This is a genomic window from Mucilaginibacter celer, assembly GCF_003576455.2.
Taxonomy (GTDB): Bacteria; Bacteroidota; Bacteroidia; order Sphingobacteriales; family Sphingobacteriaceae; genus Mucilaginibacter; species Mucilaginibacter celer.
Genome location: NZ_CP032869.1, coordinates 432221 through 454491, shown reverse-complemented (window position 1 = coordinate 454491; position 22271 = coordinate 432221). Strand labels below are relative to the sequence as shown.

Here is a 22271-nt window from a genome sequence, read left to right as displayed (position 1 = left end):
AACAAGTTCGGGATGACGTATTGATAAATAAAAACCTTACCCAACCGGTAAGGTTTTTATTTTTTATTAAACTTAAAAGCAATAAAATTGTATATAGTTTAAACTACAGCAAAATGAGATCTGCTTAAACTATATCAACAATGAAAAAAGAATTCCTGATTGTTAGCGCATTCGTTATCCTTGCGGCTTTCAGTTTTATTTCGATGGCCAATATTAACGGTAAGTGGACCGGCGCGTTAAAGCTTCCGGGCGATGGTGATTTTCCGTTAAGTTACACCTTTAAGGTAGATAGCGGCAAGTTAACCGGTACAGCCCATGCCCCGCAGGGCGATGTAGCTATTACCGATGGAATGATTAACGGCGATAATTTTTCGTTCAGTATCCCGGTGCCCGGGGGCACCTCACCACATACAGGCAAGGTTTACCAGGATTCGTTGAGCATGAACCTTGTTTATAAAGGCCAGCACCTGCATGCTACGCTCGTGCGCGGCAATTAATGGCGTTGTTTGCCATCAGTAACTGTTTATTTCAATTTAACGTTGCCAAATAAACGCTTTGGGTGTACCTTTGCGCCATGCTGCAACGTATTACAGCCTATTTACTCATCTTTTCGCTGATCACGGCAAACTTTTCGCGATTCTTTGTATTCGCGGGGTTTGAAATGAACAGGAATTACATTGCCACCAAACTTTGCGAAAACAGGAACAAGCCCTGGATGCATTGCGATGGTAAATGTTATTTTATGAAAAAGATAAAACAGGCAGAGGACAAGCAGGCCAGCGACGAAAGGCAGTCGCAAAAGAGCCTCTTTCAGGAGGTTTATGTCATCAGTTCAACTGATGTAAAATTCCACTCCAGCCTGTTGCGGGTTATTTCAACCCCTTACCTCAAAACCGTACCGGCCGACCGCCCGGCTACGATATTCCGCCCTCCGCAGTTAGGATAATCATTTCATTTTTTATTGTTTTTTGATTGATATATGGGATAGTTATGCTTCAGCATAGCTGTAAACCATGCTATTTCGAGTAAACTACGCGCTTTGCTGTTTGCGATAATCCTTGTTACGATTGGTGTTAAAAGCCGTCATGACAAGGCACGAAGCAATCCCAAACTGTACAGAGAAATTTGCTTAGTGGCCCTGTAAATCGGGGATTGCTTCGTGCCTCGCAATGACGTGAAGAAAATTCTATTTCCTTTTCAATCAAATTACACACCCTACTCTACCCATTTTTACACCGGGAGGCAACTCCTGTAATGCTATATAATGAAACGATATTTAACCCTACTTATAACATTTATACTGCTCAAAACCCAGACCTACGGTCAAGCTACTATACAAGGCACTGTAACTGATGCCATCACCCACGAGGCTATACCCGGCGCATCCATCTGCAAAGCGAATGAGAACAACGGGCAAAAACTGGGTATGACCAATGCTAAAGGCCACTTCAGCATTAATGTTGATGGCATAACACAGATCAAATTTACCATGGTTGGTTACAATACACAGATCATCGATGTATCTGCCGTAAAAGGCCAAAAGCTTGATATTGCATTAGAGCCCTCAACTGTCGATCTGCAGCCTGTGGTGGTTACAGCCAGTCGTGAAGGGCAGTCGCGCCAGGATGCACCTATCGCCATCAGCAAAATAAACTCCACCCAAATTAAAGATACCAAAGCCACAGCCCTTTACCAGCTATTGAATAAGGTAGCAGGTGTGTATATGGTTAATTTAGGTAACGAGCAGCATACCATGGCCATCCGCCAGCCTATCACCTATAATGCACTTTATTTGTATATGGAAGATGGTTTGCCTATCCGCCCTACCGGCATCTTTAACCATAACTCGCTTTACGAGATCAATATGTCGGGAGTTAAGGATATAGAAGTAGTTAAAGGCCCTGCGTCATCGCTTTACGGCAGTAACTCTATCGGCGGCGCGGTAAACTTTATTACCCAGGGGCCACCTACAGGTTACGCAGGTAATGTATCGGTACAAGGCGACAACTACCACTATCGCCGTGTTGATGCTGATGGCGGCTTTACCCAGGGCAAATTTGGCTTATATGTTGGTGGGTATCTCGCCCATCAGGGCGAAGGATGGCAGGATTATTCTGCATTTGATAAATACTCGGGCAATTTCAAAACCACTTATGATTTTAGCGCGAAAACAAAACTAACAACATCTGCGGCTTACAACTATCTGAATACCCAAACCCCGGGCAGTTTGGATAGCGCACATTTTTATGATCGCAGCTATGGTGCCAATCAGCGTTTCACCTATCGTAAGGTAAAATCGTTTCGTGCCACTACACGGCTGGATCAGCAGTGGAACGACAAGAACAGCACTTTTGTAACGCTGTTCTTCCGCCAAAACTCTACAGCACAGTTGCCGAGTTATTTTATTTCGGATGTAAGGGACAACAACGGCGTATACCAAAGCAGCAACGGGCAGGTGAACGACCAACGCTTTCACAGTTTCGGTTTATTGGCCCAGCACCGGGTTGATTTTGATTTTCTGCATTCAAGGTTAATTGGAGGTGTTTATGTAGATGACAGCCCGAGCTCGTACTATGCGCAATATCTCGATATTACCAAAGATGTAGCTAACAACTACTACACCGGCTTTACCAATACAGAGCGGTATATTGATGATTACAAGATCAAACTATTTAACACGGCCGCTTATGTTCAGTATGAAGTTAAACCAACCGAAGCCCTGCGCATTACCGGTGGTTTACGCTACGACAGGGTTCACTATAATTTTAGCAATGGCATCCCCGCAGGGCAAACCAAATACAAACAGCAGGAAACCAACAATTTTAATATTGTTGCCCCTAAGCTGGGCTTAACCTACAATTTTGGTGCAAACAAAGGCATCTACGCCAATTACAGCGTAGGTTTCCAACCACCCGAAACCGGCGACCTGTACAGCTCGCGCCAGTTAACGCCGCTTAAACAGGCTACTTTTGATAACTATGAGGCAGGCGGCTGGTTAGCGGCATTTAACAAAATGCTGTATTTTGAGTTGAGCGTTTTTGATTTGGAAGGCCACAACGAGATCATCAGCCAGTTATTGCCCGATAATACCACTCAAAATCAAAACGCCGGCGCAACACGGCACCGCGGCATTGAATACTCGTTAACTTTGGCACCGGTTAAAGAGTTAACCTTCAGGTTTAGCGGCACCAATGCCCGCCATACTTACGTTGAATACAGCGAAGTGCGCACCAACTACAGCACCGGCACCAATACCGTTATCAGCTACAACGGCAACCGCATGAACAATGCTCCTGCCTGGATTGCCAACTCCGAGCTTACTTATAAACCACAGTACCTGCCCGGTTTCAGGATAGCTACCGAGTGGCAGCACATTAACCGTTATTACACCGACCCGGCAAATACCAAAACTTATAGCGGTTATGATATTTATAACCTAAGGTTAGGATACGATGTAAAAAGCGGTGCTTTAAAACGCGCCGGTATCTGGTTTAACGTGCTTAACTTAACCAACAAGTTGTATGCAACAACGGTAACCAGTAATCAATGGGGCGATACTTATAATGCCGCACCACCGCGCACTTATACTTTGGGCATCAGTTATTCATTTTCAAAATATTGATCATGGCATCAGCAACAGTAAAAAGCAAATTTTATAAATGGCACCGGGTGCTGGGGCTAATATCCCTTGTCCCGGTAATATTCTGGACTTTGAGCGGGCTTTCGCATCCGTTCATGTCAAACTGGTTCAGGCCGTCAATAGCACAGGAGGTTTTTAAACCTCTTGTGCAAAGCCGGATGAAACCGACATTATCCTTACAGCAGGTGCTGGATAAAAACAATGTTAAAGCCATCCGCAATTTCGCGCTGGTAAACTTTAAAGGGAATACTTTTTACCAGGTTTTAGGGCAGGACAGTGTTTACAACTACTACTCGGCTAATGATGGTATTTTGTTGAGGGATGGAGATCGCCTGTATGCCACTTATCTCGCCCGCTATTTCACACAGGATTCGATATCGAACATCAAAAAGATCGACTATCAAACCACTTTCGACGAGCAGTACCAACCCATTAACCATTTGCTGCCTGTTTGGAAGATCAGTTTCGACCGGCCTGATGGCATGGATGTTTACATAGAAACCGGTCAAAGCCGCATGGGCACATTCAACAACAATACCCGTAAAGCGTTTTTGTGGGCTTTTGAACAATTCCATACCTGGCAGTTTCTGGCCGATATTGGTGGTGATACATTCCGAAATGTAATACTGCTTATTATTATGGTTGCTATGCTTTTATCGTTATTAAGCGGTATAACTGTTTATGGCTTATTCTGGAAAAAATTTAAATCTATCCGCCAAAATCAAAAAAACAAAGGGGCTGATGATAAACGCTTTGTTCACCGTTTTCACCGGCAATTAGGCCTTATTGTTTCATTTGTGATGTTCACATTTGTAATAAGCGGGGCGTTTCATCTTGCAGTTAAACTTCATAATACTGAAACTCCCAAAGCTGATTATGGTACGGTAATAAACCGCAACGAACTGGGTATTTCTAACTTACAGATCCCCCTGCCCGATAGCCTGATCGCCCATGCCGGTTTAGTTTCTTTTGCTGATAGCAGCTATTACCAGGTAACGGATACTAATAAGCAGATCCATTATTTTAATACTTTAAGCGGCAAAGAGTTGAATAACGGCGATGAACAGTATGCCCGTTTTTTGAGTGCCTACTATCATAACAGCAAACGCGCTATTCAAAAAGTTGATAACAATGCCAACGTAAAACCGGTTAAGCAATTTACAGAAGAGTACGGCTTCATTAACAAGCGTCTGCCCGTGCAACAGGTAAGCTACCCCGGTAACGAAAACTGGTACATTGAAACTACCAGTTCAAAACTGGCTACAAAAGTTGCGGGTATCGACAGGCTTGAAGGCTTTTCTTTTATATTTTTACACAAATATTTTGGCATGACCTGGGCGGGAAAAAACATCCGCGATATAGTGAGCATGCTGGCCGCCCTGGGCGTGTTGGTGGTATCATTATTCGGTTTTGCCTCATTCATTAAAAACAAATAAACCGATATATGAAAAAAAGCCTCATCCTTTTTGCACTGGCTACATTAGCCTTAGGTGCCTGCAACAGTACCGTTAAAAACACTGATAAAACTGATACTGCAGCTACCGCTAAGAAAAAAGGAAAATACACCTGCACCATGCATCCCGACCTTACTTTTAATAAACCCGGCGAATGCCCTAAATGTGGTATGGCTTTGGTTGAGCGGGATACAACCGAGGATAAGAAGTAAGTAGAACAGTATTTAAATTTTTCGTCATGCCGAACTTGTTTCGGCACCCCACAGGACAGGTGAACCGCTTGCTTAGCATGGTTGCTTGGCGAGTGGGGTGCCGAAACAAGTTCGGCATGACGATATTTTTTTAGGCCATGTTGCTTTTATAATTGCGTTTTTTATATTTCACCCCCTCAAAACTCCACCCTCCGTAACAAATAAATCACTAATTTTGGCCGAATGAAAAAGGTGGAAGTATTGAAATTGATCGACCTGGTTGACGAGATCAGGAAACTGGATGAGCTGATTCAGCAAAGCCGTGCAAAAAAAACTTCCGATTTTGTGATTAATCAATACGAAGCAAAAAAGGTTAAGCTGGTAGGTACCATCATCACCGAACTCGCCTCAACCCCTATTCAATCTGTTGAAAGTTACCTGCTTGTTCAAAAAATTCTGAGTAAATATTATCCTAACGTCAACGAAAGCGAATTGCTTAAAGACGATGATATCAGCAAAATAGCGGCTGCCATTTAAATTTTGTTATAGCAACATATCCAGAAAGGCAGTTTGCTCTGTAACGTTTTCCCCTTTCCAGAAGGTTGTTTTAGGATGAAAATGTTTCCACGAGTGCCAGTACTCCTGGTAGGCCTGTACTTTGGTTAAACGCTCGCCTTTTTGCGGGCCTGCAATGCAAAGCCCGTCCCAATCCCAAACAGATGCGGTTTCATCGTCGGTAAGCATGCCGTTGGTATCCAGTTTAAAATGAAGCGCTTTGCCTTTTACCAGGGTATTCCAGGCGTGGTAGCTTAGGCTGTCTTTTTCAATGCCTATTAATAAAGGAATGTGGTTAACCTCATCATTAAGCACTCTTTTTATGTGCATGTGCCGCCAGTTGTAGGCTTTGGCCTGGCCGTTAATGATTACACCTATCACCCAGCTTTTGCGGATCAGCGAGTCTTTGTTTTTGAGCGTGCTATCCTTGTCGATAGCCTGCACACGGTCGTAATTTTTCAGATCGGCATAATCGGTTGTATACAGTTTATCCGGTTGCAGAATCAGGGTTTCAGGATGTTTTTGCAGCCAGGATGAAAGGGTGAGCTGCTCATAAGGCAATTCGGTTAGTTGTTTTCCTTTAAGCTTACCTACCGCAGCGTTACCGGTTGCCTGGTACCACCATGTTTTGGTGCTTTCGTCTTCAATAATGGCATTATAATGCCTTGCACCCACCAGGCGGAAATTCTGCCGTACGCCATCAACCATGGGGCTGTATACCCTGCCGGTACGGCATATGGTACAATAAGTAACTAAAACAGGTTTATTACCTACCTCATCCTGTACTTTATGATGATAACCCAGATATATAAGCGGATAAGCCTTGGCTACGCCGTTATTCACCACACCGATAACAAGATAATTTAATGGTACCCGGTTTGAAAGGCCGTTGGCAAAACCGGGTTTTTCAGTTTCCTTAAACATGGTTTCGGCCTTGTACATATAATCGGTAATGTAAAAGCTGCCTACGCACAGCACAAAAACCGAGGCCTTTACTATTTTTTGCCTGAAGGCGTTTTTGGCGTAGTATTTAAAAAGGTACCAAACAATAAACAGTAAGCCAATGAGGCGGAGCGGCATAACCACTTTTTCGAGGTAGTAGCAAACCGTGATGGCATTCAGATCCTGGCTGCCGGGAAAAGGCATTAACAGGTAAGCATGCGCCAAACCCGGAATAACAAGCAATACGATGCCTATCCAAAATATTTTAGCACTATTCCACTTCATTTTCGTCGGGTAACCTCGCCGATGCCTGAGCCGGTGTTTCAATAATTTATAATCGGTTTATAATTTCCTAATTTATAAAAATTTGTAAATACAAATAGCATCAGCGATAAATAGTTATAACTAAATTTTACTTTGCCCTTACCTGTGAAGAAAACCGCATTTTATAAATTTGTTTAAACATTTAAAACAAGGTTATGAAGGTAGAAATATGGTCGGACGTGATGTGTCCGTTTTGTTATATAGGCAAACGCAGGTTTGAGCAAGCCTTAGCCGGGTTTGAACATCAAAACCAGGTTGAGATTGAATGGAAAAGTTTCCAGCTAAATCCCGATTTAAAAACCAATCCCGATATCAGCATAAATCAATACCTGGCCGAGATAAAAGGGTTCACTATAGATCATGCCAAACAATTAAATAACCACGTTACCCAGATGGCGGCAAACGAGGGGCTTACTTATAATTTTGATAAAGCAGTTGTTGCCAATAGCTTTAATGCTCATCGCCTGGCTCATCTCGCCAAAAAACATGGTCTTGGTGATGCCGCAGAAGAAGCTCTTTTTAAAGCCTATTTTACCGAAGGCCGCAATATTGATGATAATGAAACCTTAATTGAAATTGGCGTAGCTATCGGTTTGCCTGCCAACGAGATTAAACAGGCTCTTGAAACTCAACTTTATGCCGATGAAGTGAAGCACGACATTGCCGAAGCCCAATACCTCGGCGTACGTGGCGTACCCTTTTTTGTACTGAACCGTAAATACGCAGTATCGGGGGCGCAGGAAACCGGTATTTTCAGTGATACACTGAGTAAAGCTTTTGCCGACTGGCAACTGGAAAATCCTAAACCGATGCTTGATATTATTGAAGGCGAATCATGCGGACCTGATGGTGATTGCGGGTAATTACCGGATGAGCATATTTTTCGTGATAGGATCGTATCATTTTTTTCAACATTACGTACAAGGACGATAAATTGCTTATATTTAATCACTTAAAAATTATTGCAACTAAGCCTTGTTTATGAAAAAAATTTACTTCAGAGCCTTTATCTGCTTATACCTTACCACAACCGTTTTAAGCAGCTGTAAACTTGATCCGATCCTGCCTCCTGATAAAGAAAAAAATGCTATAGCCAAGAATCCCGATACGGGAACAGATCCGGGCACAGGAACTGACCCCGGTACAGGAACGGATCCGGGCACGGGTACCGACCCGGGAACGGGAACAGATCCGGGTACAGGTACTGATCCGGGTACCGGAACCGACCCCGGTACGGGTACTGATCCGGGCGGTGCAGATGATGGTTCAGATTATCCGCCTGCCAACCAGGGAACAATCTCGTACCAGGTTAACGGCGGGGCCAAAGTAACCAAGAGCGGTGCTTCAGTTATAACTAATGAACCGGGCGCAATTTTCCCTAAGGGATCAACAATAGTTGGCACGATAAGTACCAATCCAAGCGATTTATTTCAAATATCCATCAGCGATGTAAAAGCGGGAACTTATGATATTGCGGCACTAAACATAGATGTTGACGCAACATTTATGGGCGGAAAAATTAAATTTACTACGCTAAACCATTCAAGTGCTATTAAAGGTAATGCTATAGGCACATTTAAAGCCGAGTTAAAAAATTTCAGCAGCGGTAAAACTTATACCGTGGTGGGCTCCTTTAACGTAAAAGGCTAATTACTGATCATAACTCAACCATTAAAAGGTGATTGATTTGTCGGATGGCAATTAATCACCTTTTTTATAATCTGAGATATCCCATCTCAAAGTAAAAAACGATTTAGCTTAACTAAGTTATATTCAATTATATTATCTTTGTGACAAACACACATAGTGTCATTTTGACACATTTGATACTATTTTAACATAATGACTAATTCAGCTGCTTCTATAAATAAAATAGCCCTCCGTATTGCCGTAGGCGCAATGTTTTTTATGGCCGGATTAAGCTTTTCGAGCTGGGCTTCGCGGATAGCTACGGTGCAGCAAGACCTTGGTTTATCAGATGCAGGTTTAGGAGCGGTGTTATTTGCCCTACCGGTTGGCCTGATGTGCTCGCTTCCGTTTTCGGGATGGATTATCACCAAAATAGGCAGCAAAAAACTGGTTATTATCGCGCTTATTGTCTACTCCATGGCTTTGGTTACCCTTGGTTTGGCGCAAAACGCCTTTCAACTGGTTATTTGTTTAATGTGTTTTGGGTTTAGTAGCAATGCTGTTAATATAGCTGTAAATACGCAAGCCGTTGCCACCGAGCAATTGTACCAGCGTCCCATCATGGCTTTTTTTCATGGTTTATGGAGTTTAGCGGGTTTCACCGGGGCAGGGATAGGCACTTTCATGATAGCTAACGGCATTATACCCTTATATCACTTTATGGCTATGCTGATAGTGATAGCGTTAGGAGTATTGGTAGCAGCCCGCTATCTTAAAGACGATAAAGTTACCGATGCAGGCCCTGTTTTTGTAATGCCCGATAAATCGCTGATTAAACTCGGCATCATCGCCTTTTGTTCGATGATTTGCGAGGGGGCTATGTTTGATTGGAGCGTGATCTACTTTAAAAAAGTAGTGCTTGCCCCTGCTACAGTTGTGGGCATAGGCTTCACTACCTTTATGTTTACCATGGCCGGCGGTCGATTTATAGCCGATTGGTTTGCACATCGCTTCGGACTAAAACGTACCTTGCAGGTTAGTGGCTCATTAACGGCCATTGGTTTAACAATAGCCGTGATTTTTCCTTATGTTCCTACCGCCTTGTTGGGATTTTTATTGGTGGGCGCAGGCGTATCATCGGTTGTACCAATGGTATACAGCGCGGCAGGTAAATCAAAAACAATGGCGCCCGGGGTAGCGCTGGCAGCGGTATCGACTATTGGTTTCCTGGGCTTTTTGGTTGGCCCGCCGGTAATTGGCTTTATTGCAGGCATAGCCACTTTAAGAGCATCATTTGTGCTGATAGCCTGCATGGGCCTTTCGGTAGTAATTGTTTCAACCAAAGCCAAACTTGCCCAGGATGACAAACCGGAAAACATTACTGAAGAAACACCCGTTGATTTCAGCCCGCCTTTATCAGATATTAAGCCGCTGGATTAAGCAGATATTCAAACTGCTCATATCCGTTGTGAAAAATAAATTTCAGCCTGCGCTTTGGTACTACAATATCCAAAGCCATCAGCCCAATGGTTTCGGGCAAATTATCCCTTATCAGTTTCAAATCGGTAACATGGGGCAACTCTACAAAAATATCATCGCCCTGCGGTTTAATAACCCAGTTTTGCAGGTTAGCGTGAGCTAATGTTTCAATCCATTTTTGTTGATAGGTATTCATAACAACATCTTTAATAAATAAAAGACATTGTTGGTGCTTTTTTGTTTTAATCTTTACCGGCATTTACAACAAATCAATCATCGGCGTTCATGCAAACAGCATCTTATTTCATACCAATTAAATAAGCATTCAGTTTTTCGATGTTTTGTTTCAAGCCTTCATCAGCTTTGAAGGTTTTCACTACCTGAATAAATTGTTCGGTGGTTTCAAAAAGCATATGCCAGGTAAGGAAAGTTTGTTCGCCTTGAGCTTCAAATTGAATGGTGGCTAAAAACTTAGGACCGCTTACATGTTCATAAACTATCTTTTTAAACGGAATTACTTCTTTAAAAACACTCTTGTTTTTGTAATCGGTTCCATCCGGGCCGTGCATTACCAGCTCCCACTCGCCACCTGGTTCAATATCCATTTTACTGATGGTATTGGTAAAACCATTTGGCCCCCACCATTGGGCTATGTGTTTGGGATCTGTCCATACTTCCCATACCAATTCAACGGGTGCATCCAGGGTGCGGGTTAGGCGTAATTCACGATCGGCAGTGTTATTGGTTATGTTTTCCATTTCTTTCGGCTTTTAATTGTGCTACGTATTTTTCAAGGTTATCTAATTTATTTTCCCAATGCTGGCGGTACTGATCAACCCAGGCCGATACTTCGCCAAGCTGATCAAGCCGGGCTTCGCAGAAGCGGTCGCGGCCTTTTTGCTTTACATCAATAAGGCCACAATCAAGCAGGATTTGGATATGAAGCGAGATGGCCTGGCGGGTAACATCAAAATTTGCAGCTATGGTATTTACATTTTGCGGTTCGGTAGCAATCATGTTAATGATAGCCCGGCGGGTAGGATCGGCAATGGCCTGGTAAACGTCTCGTCTGGTTTTCATAATTGCGCAAGCATATACTTGCAAATATAAATGCAAGCACTTACTTGCGCAATAGCTTTTAAAAGATTTTTTTTCGAAGATTTGGCAATTACCTATCCGCATAAAAATTTAAGGATATTACCGGAAGGGGATTAGTTTTCACCCTGCTTTATGAATGGAATAAAGGAAAGCTATTCGCCCCTGTTTGGTTGCCCATAAACACCAAGGGGTGTTATCCTATTCTGAAAAATAACATTTGGGTTATTAAAAAACCTAACAAAGTCGACTGCGCTTTGCTGACCGGGAAATGGCACATAGTAATGATGCTCGTTACCATTTCGCCAGGCCATTACATAGCTTACTTTGTGTTTTTTTAGGGTTGGCAGCAAAACGTTTGTCCACCAGTTATCCATTGGGATGCCTTCATAACCGGTTTCGGGCAGGCAGCTTAGCTTATGATGTTTTTGGGCGATGGCATCAACAATACCAAGCCGCTTATCAAGTTTAGTTTGATAGGATGCCACACTGGTAGTACAATAATTATCAAAGCCGATAAAATCCACATAATCATCGCCCGGATATCGCTCCAGAAATTCCTCTTCCGATTCAAAATCGGCTGCCGAGTAAACGACCAGCAGGTTATGCAGTTTCTTTTTATCGCGGAGATAGCTAATGGTAAACTGCCAAACGGTTTTAAACTCATCGGGTGTGCAGGTGTTTTTACACCACCAAAACCAGGTACCGGTAAGCTCGTGAAAGGGGCGAAATAAAATGGGGATCGGTTCTCCCTCCTCGCCTTTCATACCCGAGAGGTGATTGGCGGCTTTGTCAAGATACGTTTTGTAGGCATCATGGTATGCCCCGCCGGGGATGAGTTCTTTAACGGTTTGCATGGTGGTATCCCAGGCTGTTTGGTCGTTGGCCGGGTTATCCATATGCCAGCAGAAGGTATTGATGCCGCCACGCTCATAAACCGTTTTTACAAACTGCTGCTGTTGCTTAAAGTCGATTCCGTTTATATCCCGAATGCTATCATGTTCTATTTTCGCCAAATCCCAGCCGTACATGGCGGGGTATGATCCGGTTAGGCTTTTCACGTCTGATCGATCCTCGTCGCCTCGCCAGCCAACACCATAAGCCAGATCATCATGATGGCCGAATATTACACCAGCATCAACCAAACGCTGCATACTGTAAAATAACTGCCGGGTTTGGGAAGTGGCTTTTTTATCGGATGGCTCAAAAAGTTGCGACATTGCAGGGCGGGGGCTTACAAATAACAGTAAAATAACCAATCCTTTTAAGTTTTTTGACATGATGGTAAATATCTTTCTTGATCGCCCCGCTCAAAAGCCGCGCATACTTCGCTTTGAAGATAATGTTAATATGATAAACGCACGGACAGAATATTTCGTTTTCTCTTTGCTTTCTTTACCTCAGAGCATTGGCGGGAGTTTTACCTCTCTGGGGTAAAGGATTGTTGTATCTGCAAGCTACAAAGCTTTTGCACCTCTGGTGCAGCCTCCAGAGCAGTTAACCAATATACAGCTTGGGTTTATTTTTTATCCGCCACCAAAAACACCACACCCCTTGCCGGTACCCTTACCTTGATACCTCCACTGGTTGCGCTTACGCTTGCCGATATATTTTTATAGTTAGCCGGGCCTCCAAAATCGCCTGTCGGGCCGCTGCCGTTTACCAACACCTTGCCCGAGAACTCGCCGTTATCTGTACCGCCTTTAAGCGTATAATAATAGTAGTTGCTACCCGTATAATAGTTTTTAAAGTTGATGTTCACTACCTGGTCGGTCGTACTTTTATTTACCAGCACCACGCCAGCCTCGCCCGAGTTAAAGGATGAGGCATAACTTACCACATCCGTGCTACCACTAACCGACGAACTGATCATCCTATCCCCAAAATACTTTTGAAAATAGTACATATAATAAAACGCAGGGCGGGGCGTAAAATCAGCCAGGCCTGTTTGCCCAATACTGAACAGCCCATGGTCATCGCCGGGATGATTGGTATCCCAACTATTAGCTAAGTCCCATCTGCTGGCCTGGCCATATTGATCTTTGATCAGTTCGCCCAAAACCATCACTGCGTGTACACCTGCAATATTGGAGATTTGCTGCTTTGAACCTGATGAAAAAATATTCCACTCGGTTAAGGCAATTGGCTTTTGAGCCGAACCTGCTGTTTGCAGTGCGCCTTTCAGGTAATCCATGGTTGTTTTGGATGATGCTTCAGCAGTATTGAGTATGGTAATGGCGTTTGAATTTTCGTTAAAGTTGGTATAGTAATTATGCCCGATGTAAAAATCAGCTTTATCTCCAATCTGGCCTAATACGCCAGGGTTCCAACCTGTAACAATGGTGGGATTGCCATTATCGGCACTTTCATGCAATACCGCGCCTATTTTGATAGTCGCCCCTACATCGGCAGCGGCTTTGCGCATCGAATCGGCAAACACTTTAAAATGCTTGCCGTATAGCTCGCCGGTAATGATGGCAGGCTGGCCGTCTTTATTTTTGCTTTGGTCAATGCGGTAACAGGCTTCCCAGTTGCCGTAACATTCGTTACCTACTTCCCAGTATTTGGTGCGGCCTTTATCAAACCTAACCCATTGCGCGGCCAAATGGGCGGCCGCGGCTACCGGATTGTCACCGGTACCATATCGGGCGTAAGCATAATTTACGGTAATAATACCTGTAGTATTCGTTTTTTGCAGCAGGCTGTAGTAATTACTCAAACTTAAGCTCCAGCTATCATTCACGTTTCCGCTCCAATAGCCGCTCCCGGCATCAACCGTACCATCGGGTTTTAAAAGATGCTCGGGCGCGTCGGCAGGTTTGCCGTAGGCGGACATATCCCAAAAGTAAACATCAGATAAACTGCCGCCCGGTGCGCGGATAATATTGGGTGAAAGATTAGTGATATTGTTAACCGTAACCCCATCTGTATACTGACCGGTAAAAGGGTTGATATTATTACCAAACAGGTATTTGGATACTTTGGATACTACCTGCGCAAAATCGGCAGTAACATTAATGGATGTGCTCGCTGTTGGTTTTGCGGCCGCGATGGTTGCCGGTTTGCTGAAAGTTTTACCCTGCCAATCGTCAAGAAAAAAGCCCTGCGAGGCGGCTATGGATGGATCAGTTGGTGCAGTTATTGGTCCGGTTGAGCCTCCATTTCCGGGATCAACAACCAGGGTTGGATCAGGGTTAGGTTTGCTTCCTTTTTTACAACTTAACAGTACAGCAAAGGCTACTAACGAAGCCATCAGCACAATTTTAGTATTTTTCATTTTGATACGTTTATCCGTTTAATAATTTCCAAACAGGCGCGGCTGTTGTGGTATGGGCATTTCCAAAGGCCGGCTTTGTCTTCGCCGGGCATAATGCTGCCATCGGCTTTGATCCCCCAAAACCACTCGCCGTTTTGTTTATCCAGTATTTTATTTTTTATAAAGGCCCAGTTGGCTACGGCCAATTCGAGGTATTTTTTATCGCCGCTTACCTGCCAGGCGTTATAAAAACCTACCATGGCTTCGGCCTGTACCCACCAGTGTTTTTCTTTGATGAGATGATCGGCTTCCGGCTCATACTCATACCATAAGCCGCCGTCGGTATCCAAACCCTTTATTGTTACTTCTGCTATCGCGATGCAAACCTCTCTTGCTTTCAATATCAATTCGTGGTTGCCGATAACCTCTGCTGCTTCCAATAAAAGCCAGGTTGCTTCAATATCATGCCCAAAGGATACCATATCTGATTTTCGGGTCCAATCCTCCTCAAAAAACAACACGAGGTGATGGTTGACCGCATCAATAAAATGATCGAAGAAGTTATTAATGATCGTTTCAATTTGTTTTTTCAAACTTTCATCCGGCCAAATGCGGTACAGATTCGAATACCCCTCCAACACGTGCAAGTGGGTGTTCATTGTCTTTTTTTCATTGGCATCTTTGGCGCTTAGGCGAAGATCATCTATGGGTTGCCAATCGCGGGTAAAGGCCTCGAAGTAGCCGGTTTTATCTATATCATAGCTTTTATCAACTAATAATTTATACAACTCAACAGCTTCGGTTTTGGCGCTTTCCTTTCCCGATGCTATGAAGTATTTGCTCAGGGCATAAATAACAAACGCATTCGCGTAAACCTGTTTTTTGGTATCCTGCTTTTGCCCCCTATAATCAACCGACCAGTATACACCTCCAAATTCATCATCCACAAAATAGGTTTGGATGTAATCATAAGCGCGATTAGCCATCTGCAGATAAACCTCATCCGGGTTTTGATTATATGCTGCCGAAAAGCTCCAAAGAATCCGGGCATTCAACACCGAGCCTTTGGGGGCATCGGCGGTAATTACGTTATCATTATCTATTTTGCCCCAAAAACCGCCGTTAACATCATCAACTGCGTTATTGATCCAATAGCTGAGGATGTTATTCAACTCATCATTTAGTTCGGATTGAAGAGTTGTTAAGACATCAAGCTGCTGTTTTTTTATGTTTTGTGGTTGATTGAATGTATTGTTAGTCATAGTTTTTTGGCAAAATAATTTCCTGCCCCTCCTTTTTGAAGGGGAATAACGCCGGATATTTTCAGCGCTAAAAGATGTATATTTTTATGTTATTATACCGCAGGTTTAAGCGTCCACGCTTGAACCTTAACGAGTGCGAGCGTCCACGCTCGCGTAAACCCGGCTGCAACGTAAGTGTGGACGCTTACCTTAGCTGTAGTTCAAGCGTGGACGCTTGAACTTGCGGAGGGCTGTTCAGTTCCCCTCTTGAGAGGGGGCGCGGTGGCAACGAGTGAGAGCAGGGGTGTGTTTCTACGCCATTTACTACCTACTTGATAACACACCCCTCCTCCCCTCTCAAGAGGGGAATCGCGCGAACCAGCCCTTTTAAGTATGTTCCCTTACGCCTCCTGCAACTTGCCCGAATCTTTATTTTTATCAATAATATTATAAACTACCTCAACCGATGATACTGAACGGAAACCATCCGCGGGCGTATGCATCACATAATCTACCAGTTTATCAACCGTAGTAGTTGCTACATGCATACGGGTATCTGACGAGGCATAATAAATATAAACCGAGCCATCCTCATCAGCTATCCAGCCATTGCAGAATACTACGTTTGATACATCCCCTACGCGTTCTTCCCCCTCTGGTGCAAGGAAATAACCTGCTGGTTGGTAAAGTACTTTGGTTAAATCATCCAGATCGGTCATGAACATATACAGTACGTAACGTAGACCAGCGGCAGTGTTACGTACACCATGCGCCAGGTGTAGCCAGCCTTTTTCGGTTTTTATGGGTGCAGGCCCTTGTCCGTTTTTGGCTTCGTAAACGGTATGGTAATTTTTATTATGGATGATGGTTTCCGTATCCAGAACGGCATTCTCCATGCTATCGCACAAGCCAAAACCGATCCCGCCTCCGGTACCCGCGCTGATAAAACCATCCTGCGGACGGGTGTACAGCGCGTATTTACCATCCACAAACTCGGGATGCAAAACCACGTTGCGCTGTTGCGGCGAGTTTGTTTTCAGATCGGGCAGGCGCTCCCATTTTACCAGGTCTTTGGTGCGGGCTATGCCACAGGCCGCTATCGCCATAGATTGATCGTGCGGTGGAGCTTCCGGGTCACGGCGTTCGGTGCAGAATAAGCCGTATATCCAGCCGTCTTCGTGTTGGGTGAGGCGCATATCGTAAACATTGGTATCCGGCTCGTCGGTTTCGGGGAGTTCTACCGGATAATCCCAGAATTTGAAGCCGTTGATACCATCCGCACTTTCGGCTACGGCGAAAAACGATTTACGGTCGGCACCTTCAACGCGGGCTATCATCAGGTATTTACCGTTATATTTTATCGCTCCGGCATTAAAAACGGCGTTGATGCCAAAGCGCTCCATTAAATAGGGGTTGCGCTGCTCATCCAAATCGTACCGCCAGGCCAGGGGCGTATGCGCGGCCGTGAGCACCGGCGATTTAAAACGGCTGAACACTCCATTACCCGTATCGGCTACTTCGTTTTGCTTGTTGATCACCTGCGCGTGTTCGGCCTGCAAGTGGGCCAACCGTTGCTTAAATTGCTGCGTCATATATAAATTTTATCAATAGTCGTTTAGTTTATTCCACCAGGTGCGTTTCAGTATTAAAACGGCTACGGCCAGTATGGCTATGGTAACCATTAACGATGTTTTTTGCGCCAGGATGAGGTACATGGGTAATATGGTAAGGCAGCATTGCGCCGTAGTACCAATTACCACATTGAACATATTCAGTTTGAAATTTTTATTTGGAACAAATGAAGGATCGGCCTCCATAACCACTTTTTTAACCGGCTCCCAAAAGCCCCAGGGGCGTACCGTTGTATAAAAGGATTTAAGCACCTTCATATCGGTAGCCGGAGCAGTATAAGTGCCGATGAGCGAACCCAACAGGGATACCGCAAACAAAGCCGGTACCCAATAGATCAGTTCTACCGCCGGGATCACTACCGAAAAAACCATGGCGCATAAAATCCCCGCCAGCATGCCGTAAAAAAAACCGTTGGCATTAAAGCGCCACCAATGCCATTTCAACGCGTTCGAGATGATATATCCCGCATACAGGGCCGATACGATCCATTGCAATACCGAATTCACATCTTTTACAAAAAAACCCAGTATCACCCCTACCGCCACCACAAATACGCCTACCAAATAATTGGCGGTAATTATTTTTTTGGTTGAGGCTTTTGGATTGATGTATTTGATGTAGATATCGTTTACAATGTAGGCCTGCGCCGCGTTCATAGTGCCGCTAAAGGTGCTCATGAAAGCTCCTAACAAACCCGCCAGTAACAATCCAACCAAACCAACCGGTAAAAAATCATTAATTACCGAGGGCAGGATCCGTTCAAAATCGATAGATCCGCTGGCATCTTTCAAATTCATCTGGCGATAAAACAGCAGGCCCAATATCGTTAAACTCACAATGAGCGAGTAACGAATAGGCAGCAGGATGATATTGACAAAGCCACTCATTTTGCTGGCCTCTTCGGGCGAGCGGGTAGAGAGGATCTTTTGCATATCATAATTTGGTGCCGGACCAGCTACTGCCGCGAAAACGCCTTTAAAAGTCATCATCATAAAAAACAAACCGAACAGCGAATAACCATCCGCCTTGATCTTATCATTTACCTCGTTGATAATTCCCGTCCAGCTTAAGCCCAGGTTTTTACCGAAGAACGGACTGTACCAACCTTCAGGAACATTCAGGTGATTGCCCTGTAACCTGGCCGCGGCTATAAAACCTATCCAAATACAGGCCACCGTCATGATGGCGTACTTTAACATATCGCCTAAAACGATACTGTGCATACCACCTATGATGGAGTAAAACATAGCAAACAGCGTAAATACAATACCATAAACATGCGGCACGTATTGCGGGGCCACGTTAAACGGCACATAAGCGCTTACCAGATTCCATGGGATAAAAATTTCAATGAACTTACCCAGACCTATAAAACCATAGGCCAAATATCCAAAGCAGCTTAACAGTGCAAAGGCTATCACTACTATATTTGAACCTGTTACACCCGCGCCCATACGGCCAAAACGCGTACCCAGCCATTCGGCACCGGTAGCGGCGTTTGATCTGCGCAGCCAGCGCGACAGGTACATCATTAAAAACACCTGGTTAAATACCGGCCAAAGCCAGGGGATCCAGATGCTTTTCATCCCATACACAAAGCACAGGCTTACCATCCACATGGTGCCACTGATATCAAACATATCCGAAGCATCACTCAGCCCCAGTTTGTACCAGGGTAATGATTTGCCGCCAAGCATATAGCTTTCCTTGTTTTCGCGGGCCTTTTTACGGTACCAAAGGCCAATAACAATGGTGCTTAACAAGTACAGAACTATAATGGCAACATCAACTAAGTGTAGTTTCATTGTCTGAATCAGAATTTACAGAATTTTTGAATTGACAGAATTAGGGTTATCAAAATTGGTTTTGAACAGAATTACGCCGAGCAGTTTTTATTCTGAAAATTCTCAAATTCTGAAAATTCTGATTCAGACCAAAAATGAATTTATTATCGGCAATTTTATAATACTATTTTAACATTCTTTTTAACAATATGCACCGGGTGATATATTTTTAACATACAATAACCCGGATGCAACAAGGCTAAATAAACACCCGGTTACCGGTGTAAGTTTCCCGGAATTCTTTAGGGATACACATCTTTTTCCGCTTAAAAATCCGGTTGAAATTGGAGATATTATTAAAGCCGCATTTATAGGCGATCTCGGCCACAGTGGTTGTCGAATCAATCAGCATCCTGGAGGCGTGGCCGAGCCTGATCTCGTTCAGACTATCAATAAAGGTTTTACCGGTACGCTTTTTAATAAACCTACTGAAAGACGCCTCGGGCATATTGGCTATTTTGGCTACTTCGGCAAGAGTTATCTGCTTGTTATAATTGATATTCATATGCTCGAATACCTTCTCTATCCTGCGGCTGTTGTAGTAAAACTTTTCGTTAGTAAAGCTTGGATCCGACAGCATTTTCATATTGCGGGAAATAGAAAGATCGTGCAGGATAGACAGCAATTCGAGCACCGAATCAAACCCTGTTTTTTTATCCAACTGCATAATCCTGTCTTTCAGCGCGTGAATAGTTTCGGCCGAGAAGGCTATACCCCGCTGCGAGCGCTCCAGCATGCTTTTCACAAAACTCAACTGATTACGCTTCAAGAATTTTTCGTCAAACAGATCTTTATGAAACTGGATAGTAACCTCGGTAATTTCCTCGCTATGGCATTGATGCGTAAACCAGGCATGATACAGATTAGGCCCTATCAGCGCAAGTTCAACCTCGTCAATTACCTCGATATGGCCGCCCACTACCCTTTTCGCTCCTTTGGCATTGATAATCAGGTTCAGCTCATACTCATCATGATAATGAAGCGGAAAATCAAACTTCTTTTTCACCCTCGAAAAAATGGTAAAACAATCGCTCGGTGTTAGCGGCGTTATCTCCCGCATTACATTACTTGTAGTCATAATCCAGCACTATAAAAGGTTATCAAATTGATGATACTAATTTAACCATTTTATATCATCTAAATAACACAAATCTATTTTTATTCTCAATTTTTCGTTACTACATCAGCAGATACTACTTTCACGGCTACATCATCAATTAAAAATGTGCCGGTGGCATACCCCATTGCCAAAAGCAGTTTTAGTTTTACAGCTCCGGCCGGTACCGGCACTTCCTTAACGGTCTGCTCCCAGGCATGATCGCCGGTTAGTGTAACCACATTGGTTCCATCGCCTACTTTTTTATCGGCCTTATCTAAAAACTCTACACTAAAAACGGCTCCGTTCCAGTCGTCTTTACCTTTTACTACGTTGATAGCTTTTAGCCATGCGCTTATTTCCAGCTTACCGGCCTTTTTCGGAATGTTTATCTGCTGATCGATACCCACCCAGTTAGTTGCATCAACAGCAATAATAGCACAACTACTTTTACCGCTTTTCATATCCCATGGAGTAATTTTGGCCGCGCCGGCATTCCAACCATAAGTATCATCTTCAAAACCACCGTTTTCAACAAGGTTCTTTTGAGCTTTAGCGCAAAGACTAAAGGCACAAAAAACGATAACCAATAGTATTTTAAAGTTTTTCATATACCAGTAAACATTTAAAAACCATCACCGGCCTTTGGTTTCCCGGTACCGGTGACGGGGTATTTAAATCAACATATATCTATTGTATCAAACCAACATCATCCAGGTAAAACAGCGTAGCCGTACCGCTAAACTCCTGGAAGATGATGGAGTTAATGGTTTTAGGAGCCGTAGCGCCGGTATTAACAAAGGCAGTCATCGGGATATTGAAGTTTACCCAGGCTCCTTCTTTTAATACTATGGCTACAGCATTATTAAAGTTGTAATCGAGCACAATGTGGATCACCTTGTTATCAGATCCCTTGCCGCCATAAACCGACATTTTGAAGCTTTTGGCAGCGATATTGCCCGGAGCCTGGAACACATAACCATCATAACCACCTGCATATTGCACTTTAATTGACGATGTACCGCGCACCACCGGCGATGAATTATTATTTACCGGCGAGTTGCTCCAGCCATAATTTGACCAGCCATTTTCAAAACCATCTTCATAAATGGCCTGCGAAAAGCCAAACGGATACAAGCCAAAGGTTGCCACGTTATTATTAGGGATACTAAGGTTAATACCATTTGATGCTAACGGCCCCTTTGCAGTACCACCACCCAAGGTTGCAGTTGTGGTTATCGACAGATCGCCCGGACCGGTTAAACCTGCCGGTACTTTAGCTACTATTTTGGTTGATGTTTTTGAAACGATCTCGGCATTGGTTGTACCAATTTTCACGCTACTTAAACCATCAAAAGTGGTACCGGTTATGGTGATCAACTCGCCTGCGCTGCCTGCCATATGGTCAACATCGGTAATACCAGGGAATGGTTGCTCCACCACAAAATCATATTCTATTTGCCCGTAACTGGTAACCAGTTTCAGTTTATTGCTCGTTGTCGATCCGCTAAAAGGAACCGTTTCGGGAATACTGAAAATAATACTGTTATCTGTAGCGAGCGCTATGTTAAAATAGATCTCGACATCGTTAATATAAATATGCTTTGTACTGCCCAGGTTTTTACCGATGATGGCATACAGTGTATAAATTTTGCCCGAATTGGTGGTCGAATCAAACGGCATCGGCCTTACTTCGGGATAGGTTAACGACGAATCGAGATTGATAGGGTGATTGATCAGCACACTATCGTTTTTGGTAAGCGTGCGCACTTTAGTTATAACCGGCGCGCCGGTACCGTAGTTTTTATCTTTTTTACAGGCGTTAAAACCCATCATCACCAATACGGCTAAGGTGAAGCAAAGATTTAAAGGTTTAAATATCTTTTTCATTTT

General features: G+C 43.8%; 21 protein-coding genes. 9 read left to right on the top strand and 12 right to left on the bottom strand.

Features of this window, described 5'->3' with window-relative positions; translation table 11 throughout:
* Positions 1-140 precede the first annotated feature (140 nt).
* The 6 genes from HYN43_RS01840 (at position 141) to HYN43_RS01815 (ending at position 5822) form a co-directional block, all read left to right on the top strand.
* Positions 141-497 carry a hypothetical protein gene (locus HYN43_RS01840; protein WP_119407831.1) on the top strand — a complete coding sequence of 119 codons (357 nt, stop codon included), beginning with the start codon at positions 141-143 and terminating at the stop codon, positions 495-497.
* A 77-nt stretch (positions 498-574) separates the two neighbouring features.
* Positions 575-946, top strand: coding sequence for a hypothetical protein (locus HYN43_RS01835; RefSeq protein WP_119407830.1), 372 nt, complete (start codon positions 575-577; stop codon positions 944-946).
* A 318-nt stretch (positions 947-1264) separates the two neighbouring features.
* Positions 1265-3622 carry a TonB-dependent receptor gene (locus HYN43_RS01830; RefSeq protein WP_119407829.1) on the top strand — a complete coding sequence of 786 codons (2358 nt, stop codon included), beginning with the start codon at positions 1265-1267 and terminating at the stop codon, positions 3620-3622.
* A 2-nt stretch (positions 3623-3624) separates the two neighbouring features.
* Complete coding sequence (locus HYN43_RS01825) at positions 3625-5076, top strand: PepSY domain-containing protein (RefSeq protein ID WP_119407828.1); 1452 nt, start codon at positions 3625-3627, stop codon at positions 5074-5076.
* An 8-nt stretch (positions 5077-5084) separates the two neighbouring features.
* Positions 5085-5306 (top strand): heavy metal-binding domain-containing protein, encoded by a 222-nt coding sequence (locus tag HYN43_RS01820; RefSeq protein WP_119407827.1) that lies wholly within the window; start codon positions 5085-5087, stop codon positions 5304-5306.
* 222 nt (positions 5307-5528) lie between these two features.
* Entirely contained in the window at positions 5529-5822 is a 294-nt protein-coding gene (locus HYN43_RS01815) for a hypothetical protein (protein ID WP_119407826.1), read from the top strand.
* 6 nt (positions 5823-5828) lie between these two features.
* Here the strand turns inward: HYN43_RS01815 and HYN43_RS01810 are convergent, their stop codons facing one another.
* Positions 5829-7067: a DUF3179 domain-containing (seleno)protein gene (locus tag HYN43_RS01810; protein WP_119407825.1), complete on the bottom strand. Its 1239-nt coding sequence runs from the start codon at positions 7065-7067 to the stop codon at positions 5829-5831.
* Positions 7068-7261: 194 nt separating this feature from the next.
* On the opposite strand from HYN43_RS01810, the gene HYN43_RS01805 reads away from it, so the two are divergent.
* The 3 genes from HYN43_RS01805 to HYN43_RS01795 all read left to right on the top strand — a co-directional run bounded on the left by HYN43_RS01805 (position 7262) and on the right by HYN43_RS01795 (position 10175).
* Positions 7262-7969, top strand: a complete 708-nt coding sequence (locus HYN43_RS01805; RefSeq protein ID WP_119407824.1) for a DsbA family oxidoreductase — start codon at positions 7262-7264, stop codon at positions 7967-7969.
* A 118-nt stretch (positions 7970-8087) separates the two neighbouring features.
* Positions 8088-8756: a hypothetical protein gene (locus tag HYN43_RS30575; protein WP_205589853.1), complete on the top strand. Its 669-nt coding sequence runs from the start codon at positions 8088-8090 to the stop codon at positions 8754-8756.
* 192 nt (positions 8757-8948) lie between these two features.
* Entirely contained in the window at positions 8949-10175 is a 1227-nt protein-coding gene (locus HYN43_RS01795; RefSeq protein ID WP_119407823.1) for an MFS transporter, read from the top strand.
* On the opposite strand, the gene HYN43_RS01790 is transcribed toward HYN43_RS01795, so the two are convergent.
* The 11 genes from HYN43_RS01790 to HYN43_RS01740 all read right to left on the bottom strand — a co-directional run bounded on the left by HYN43_RS01790 (position 10159) and on the right by HYN43_RS01740 (position 22268).
* Positions 10159-10410, bottom strand: coding sequence for a hypothetical protein (locus HYN43_RS01790; protein ID WP_162996255.1), 252 nt, complete (start codon positions 10408-10410; stop codon positions 10159-10161). The genes HYN43_RS01795 and HYN43_RS01790 overlap by 17 nt on opposite strands.
* A 103-nt stretch (positions 10411-10513) precedes the next feature.
* On the bottom strand, positions 10514-10972 hold the full coding sequence (locus HYN43_RS01785; protein ID WP_119407821.1) for an SRPBCC family protein: 459 nt from the start codon (positions 10970-10972) through the stop codon (positions 10514-10516).
* The gene (locus HYN43_RS01780) at positions 10953-11294 is read right to left on the bottom strand and encodes an ArsR/SmtB family transcription factor (RefSeq protein WP_119407820.1); all 342 of its coding nucleotides are present in this window, start codon (positions 11292-11294) and stop codon (positions 10953-10955) included. The genes HYN43_RS01785 and HYN43_RS01780 overlap by 20 nt, the downstream gene beginning before the upstream one ends.
* 170 nt (positions 11295-11464) lie before the next feature.
* Positions 11465-12589: a glycoside hydrolase family 26 protein gene (locus HYN43_RS01775; RefSeq protein WP_119407819.1), complete on the bottom strand. Its 1125-nt coding sequence runs from the start codon at positions 12587-12589 to the stop codon at positions 11465-11467.
* A 239-nt stretch (positions 12590-12828) separates the two neighbouring features.
* Entirely contained in the window at positions 12829-14586 is a 1758-nt protein-coding gene (locus HYN43_RS01770) for an alpha-L-arabinofuranosidase (protein ID WP_205589852.1), read from the bottom strand.
* Positions 14583-15827, bottom strand: coding sequence for an AGE family epimerase/isomerase (locus HYN43_RS01765; protein WP_119407818.1), 1245 nt, complete (start codon positions 15825-15827; stop codon positions 14583-14585). Before HYN43_RS01765 ends, HYN43_RS01770 begins: the two co-directional genes overlap by 4 nt.
* A 380-nt stretch (positions 15828-16207) precedes the next feature.
* A complete protein-coding gene (locus HYN43_RS01760) occupies positions 16208-17398 on the bottom strand; it encodes a glycoside hydrolase family 130 protein (RefSeq protein ID WP_119407817.1) in 1191 nt (396 codons plus the stop codon).
* A gap of 12 nt (positions 17399-17410) precedes the next feature.
* Positions 17411-19243, bottom strand: coding sequence for a sodium:solute symporter family protein (locus tag HYN43_RS01755; RefSeq protein ID WP_119407816.1), 1833 nt, complete (start codon positions 19241-19243; stop codon positions 17411-17413).
* 238 nt (positions 19244-19481) lie between these two features.
* Positions 19482-20360, bottom strand: coding sequence for an AraC family transcriptional regulator (locus HYN43_RS01750; RefSeq protein WP_119407815.1), 879 nt, complete (start codon positions 20358-20360; stop codon positions 19482-19484).
* A gap of 86 nt (positions 20361-20446) precedes the next feature.
* Positions 20447-20989, bottom strand: coding sequence for a carbohydrate binding domain-containing protein (locus HYN43_RS01745; protein WP_119407814.1), 543 nt, complete (start codon positions 20987-20989; stop codon positions 20447-20449).
* A 79-nt stretch (positions 20990-21068) separates the two neighbouring features.
* Positions 21069-22268 carry an IPT/TIG domain-containing protein gene (locus HYN43_RS01740; protein ID WP_119407813.1) on the bottom strand — a complete coding sequence of 400 codons (1200 nt, stop codon included), beginning with the start codon at positions 22266-22268 and terminating at the stop codon, positions 21069-21071.
* Positions 22269-22271: the final 3 nt, after the last annotated feature.

Excerpts from the sequence above, each read along its gene's own strand:
- HYN43_RS01840 (WP_119407831.1), top strand. The coding sequence starts at position 141 with ATGAAAAAAGAATTCCTGATTGTTAGCGCATTCGTTATCCTTGCGGCT.
- HYN43_RS01835 (WP_119407830.1), top strand. The coding sequence starts at position 575 with ATGCTGCAACGTATTACAGCCTATTTACTCATCTTTTCGCTGATCACG.
- HYN43_RS01830 (WP_119407829.1), top strand. The coding sequence starts at position 1,265 with ATGAAACGATATTTAACCCTACTTATAACATTTATACTGCTCAAAACC.
- HYN43_RS01825 (WP_119407828.1), top strand. The coding sequence starts at position 3,625 with ATGGCATCAGCAACAGTAAAAAGCAAATTTTATAAATGGCACCGGGTG.
- HYN43_RS01820 (WP_119407827.1), top strand. The coding sequence starts at position 5,085 with ATGAAAAAAAGCCTCATCCTTTTTGCACTGGCTACATTAGCCTTAGGT.
- HYN43_RS01815 (WP_119407826.1), top strand. The coding sequence starts at position 5,529 with ATGAAAAAGGTGGAAGTATTGAAATTGATCGACCTGGTTGACGAGATC.
- HYN43_RS01810 (WP_119407825.1), bottom strand. The coding sequence starts at position 7,067 with ATGAAGTGGAATAGTGCTAAAATATTTTGGATAGGCATCGTATTGCTT.
- HYN43_RS01805 (WP_119407824.1), top strand. The coding sequence starts at position 7,262 with ATGAAGGTAGAAATATGGTCGGACGTGATGTGTCCGTTTTGTTATATA.
- HYN43_RS30575 (WP_205589853.1), top strand. The coding sequence starts at position 8,088 with ATGAAAAAAATTTACTTCAGAGCCTTTATCTGCTTATACCTTACCACA.
- HYN43_RS01795 (WP_119407823.1), top strand. The coding sequence starts at position 8,949 with ATGACTAATTCAGCTGCTTCTATAAATAAAATAGCCCTCCGTATTGCC.
- HYN43_RS01790 (WP_162996255.1), bottom strand. The coding sequence starts at position 10,410 with ATGAATACCTATCAACAAAAATGGATTGAAACATTAGCTCACGCTAAC.
- HYN43_RS01785 (WP_119407821.1), bottom strand. The coding sequence starts at position 10,972 with ATGGAAAACATAACCAATAACACTGCCGATCGTGAATTACGCCTAACC.
- HYN43_RS01780 (WP_119407820.1), bottom strand. The coding sequence starts at position 11,294 with ATGAAAACCAGACGAGACGTTTACCAGGCCATTGCCGATCCTACCCGC.
- HYN43_RS01775 (WP_119407819.1), bottom strand. The coding sequence starts at position 12,589 with ATGTCAAAAAACTTAAAAGGATTGGTTATTTTACTGTTATTTGTAAGC.
- HYN43_RS01770 (WP_205589852.1), bottom strand. The coding sequence starts at position 14,586 with ATGAAAAATACTAAAATTGTGCTGATGGCTTCGTTAGTAGCCTTTGCT.
- HYN43_RS01765 (WP_119407818.1), bottom strand. The coding sequence starts at position 15,827 with ATGACTAACAATACATTCAATCAACCACAAAACATAAAAAAACAGCAG.
- HYN43_RS01760 (WP_119407817.1), bottom strand. The coding sequence starts at position 17,398 with ATGACGCAGCAATTTAAGCAACGGTTGGCCCACTTGCAGGCCGAACAC.
- HYN43_RS01755 (WP_119407816.1), bottom strand. The coding sequence starts at position 19,243 with ATGAAACTACACTTAGTTGATGTTGCCATTATAGTTCTGTACTTGTTA.
- HYN43_RS01750 (WP_119407815.1), bottom strand. The coding sequence starts at position 20,360 with ATGACTACAAGTAATGTAATGCGGGAGATAACGCCGCTAACACCGAGC.
- HYN43_RS01745 (WP_119407814.1), bottom strand. The coding sequence starts at position 20,989 with ATGAAAAACTTTAAAATACTATTGGTTATCGTTTTTTGTGCCTTTAGT.
- HYN43_RS01740 (WP_119407813.1), bottom strand. The coding sequence starts at position 22,268 with ATGAAAAAGATATTTAAACCTTTAAATCTTTGCTTCACCTTAGCCGTA.